This window comes from Scopulibacillus cellulosilyticus (assembly GCF_042665295.1).
Taxonomy (GTDB): domain Bacteria; phylum Bacillota; class Bacilli; order Bacillales; family Sporolactobacillaceae; genus Scopulibacillus_A; species Scopulibacillus_A cellulosilyticus.
Genome location: NZ_JBHTCO010000030.1, coordinates 1 through 2740 on the forward strand (window position 1 = coordinate 1; position 2740 = coordinate 2740).

Genomic DNA, 2740 nt, shown 5'->3' on the forward strand with positions numbered 1-2740 from the left:
TGTTCTTTTAGAATTTGTTTAATAACACCACTTTTATGTTTCCCCATGTTCCCACCCCAAGGTAAATCTACGAACATTTTACCGAACAATTATCCACAAGTCGACATTTTATAGTTTCCTAAACAATGAAAAAAGATGCCAAATCATTGGCATCCTTTCTTTATTTTATCCTAAGTTAATCCATACACTTTTAACTTCAGTATAGTTATTTAATGCGTAAGATCCCATTTCCCTGCCCATACCTGATTCTTTATAACCGCCGAACGGTGATGCGGCATCAAAAGCATTGTAACAATTAACCCAAACCGTTCCGGCCTTCAATTTATTTGCTACATAATGGGCTGATTTAACATTTTCCGTCCAAAGACCAGCGGCTAACCCGTAATTGCTGTTATTTGCCCGGTTAATGACTTCATCCAGATCTTCAAAAGGCATTGCAGTTACAACAGGCCCGAAAATTTCTTCTTTTGCGATTGTCATTTCATCATTTACATCCGCAAAGACTGTCGGCTCAACGAAATAACCTTTATCTGAATACGTACCGCCTGTCAGCAGTTCCGCACCCTCACTTTTTCCTTTATTAATGTAATTGACAACCCGATCTTGCTGCTCTTTGGAAACCAGCGGTCCCATTTCCGTGTCAGGTCTCAGGCCTTCGCCTTGCTTGACACTCTTAGAGTGGGTAACAAGGTCAGCTACCACATTATCAAAGGCTTTCTTTTGAACAAATAACCGGGAACCTGCGCAGCAAACTTGACCTTGATTGAACATAATGCCTGAGAATGCGCCCGGAATGGCTTTTGACATATCGGCATCAGGCAAAATAATATTCGGGGATTTCCCGCCAAGTTCAAGCGTTACACGCTTCAAAGTGTTTGATGCTTCCGCCATAATGCCTTTACCTACGACAGTTGAACCTGTAAATGCCACTTTATTCACTTTAGGATGCTTAACCAAAGCTGCTCCCGCTGTTTCACCGTAACCAGGTACAACATTAAGAACACCTTTAGGAAATCCGGCTTCTTCAGCAAGTTGGGCAAGATATAGCGCTGAAAGCGGTGTTTGTTCCGCCGGTTTCAGTACAACAGTACAGCCTGTTGCAAGCGCTGCCCCCAATTTCCAGGCAGCCATAAGCAGAGGGAAATTCCATGGAATAATTTGGCCAACCACACCGACTGGCTCATGCCTTGTATAGTTGAAAAATTTACCTGCTACTGGGATTGTTTGTCCCACGATTTTGGTTGACCATCCAGCATAATAACGAAAATGTTCTATGGCAAGCGGTACATCACCGTTTGTCGTTTCTCTGATTGGTTTACCATTATCTAATGTATCAAGTTGGGCAAGTTCTTCTTTATTCTCTTCCATTAAATCAGCTAATTTGTAGATTAACCGGCTTCTCGAAGCAGCGCTCATCTTCGACCATTTGCCTTCATCAAAAGCTTTTCTTGCAGCCTCTACAGCACGATTAATATCTTCAGCATCCGCTTCACTGACTGTCGCCAGTACTTCTCCAGTCGCTGGATTTAACGTTTCGAAAGTCTTACCTGATTGAGCTTCGACCCATTCGCCGTTAATATAAAGCTTTTTAGTTCCCTTTAAAAAGTCGGCTAATTTTTCGCTAACATTCAGTGTGTTTTGTTCCATGCAGTCCATGCCCTCCTTAAAAATTTTAGTACATAACATACTTCTTGTTTTATGTATTAAAAACCTTCATAATTATTGATAATTTTTTTATTAAATTTATATTTCAAATACTCTTCTCCACAAATATAAAAGCGCTTTCTTTCAATCCCCATATTTCAAGGAAGTAAAGGAAAGCGCTTTTATTTAATGCTTTTTATTAGAAATATTTTATAAAAGTTAATTTTTTTTTTTATGTATGGCGGCCCCGGAGAGATTCGAACTCCCGACGCATGGTTTAGGAAACCAACGCTCTATCCCCTGAGCTACGGGGCCTTATTAATAACGACACATATTATATTATACTAAATTTCGCTGAATTTGAAAAGCCTTTTTCTTTAAAAGAAAAATATCATTACACGCCAATATAAAAGCAGCCCTTAAAAGGACTGCTGGCTCATTTCGGTTTAAGTAGCAATTATGCTTTTACAACGTTAGCAGCTTGTGGGCCACGGTTGCCTTCAACGATTTCAAAGCTAACTTCTTGACCTTCTTCTAACGTTTTGAAGCCTTCACCTTCGATTGCAGAATAGTGAACGAATACATCGTTTCCGCCTTCAACTTCGATGAAGCCGTAACCTTTTTCTGCATTAAACCATTTTACTTTACCGTTTTGCATGTGTAATGCCTCCCTAAAACCTTGCGCGCTTGGCGCTATTGAAATGAAACCATTTAACCACTTACATAAGTATAGACCAAACAAAAAGTACCTTCGTTATCGTGTAGGAAGTAAAAATTACTACACTTCGGCGAAGGTACTTCATTCTTACATCCAAACCTTATATAAAAATAGTAAAATGGTTTACTCTAATTTACCACATTACGTAACAACTGTCAAACACTTAAAAAAGTTTATACATTTTAATGCTCTCCCAAAGCCTTTTAATTATATTATGAACCCTTTGTTTAAAATTATGTGATGTTTTTTTAAGGTTCTACGTCAAATGTTGGGGTAGGAGTAATAGTTCCTACTCCTTAACCTAACTGATATCCCATTGATTTATATTGATGATGTAATAAAACACGTAATCGTAAACGATCATAACGCTTAAAACCA

General features: G+C 38.8%; 2 protein-coding genes and 1 tRNA gene. All 3 read right to left on the reverse strand.

The features are described 5' to 3' along the window. Nucleotides 1-165 precede the first annotated feature (165 nt). The 3 genes from ACFQRG_RS16565 to cspD all read right to left on the reverse strand — a co-directional run bounded on the left by ACFQRG_RS16565 (nucleotide 166) and on the right by cspD (nucleotide 2302). The gene (locus ACFQRG_RS16565; RefSeq protein WP_380968059.1) at nucleotides 166-1647 is read right to left on the reverse strand and encodes an aldehyde dehydrogenase family protein; all 1482 of its coding nucleotides are present in this window, start codon (nucleotides 1645-1647) and stop codon (nucleotides 166-168) included. 236 nt (nucleotides 1648-1883) lie between these two features. Further along, nucleotides 1884-1959 (reverse strand) — tRNA-Arg (locus tag ACFQRG_RS16570). 142 nt (nucleotides 1960-2101) lie between these two features. Next, nucleotides 2102-2302 carry a cold-shock protein CspD gene (cspD, locus tag ACFQRG_RS16575; RefSeq protein ID WP_380968061.1) on the reverse strand — a complete coding sequence of 67 codons (201 nt, stop codon included), beginning with the start codon at nucleotides 2300-2302 and terminating at the stop codon, nucleotides 2102-2104. Nucleotides 2303-2740 lie beyond the last annotated feature (438 nt).

What these genes read in the sequence shown, in the direction of transcription:
- ACFQRG_RS16565 (WP_380968059.1), bottom strand. Translation starts at nt 1,647, where the DNA reads ATGGAACAAAACACACTGAATGTTAGCGAAAAATTAGCCGACTTTTTA.
- cspD (WP_380968061.1), bottom strand. Translation starts at nt 2,302, where the DNA reads ATGCAAAACGGTAAAGTAAAATGGTTTAATGCAGAAAAAGGTTACGGC.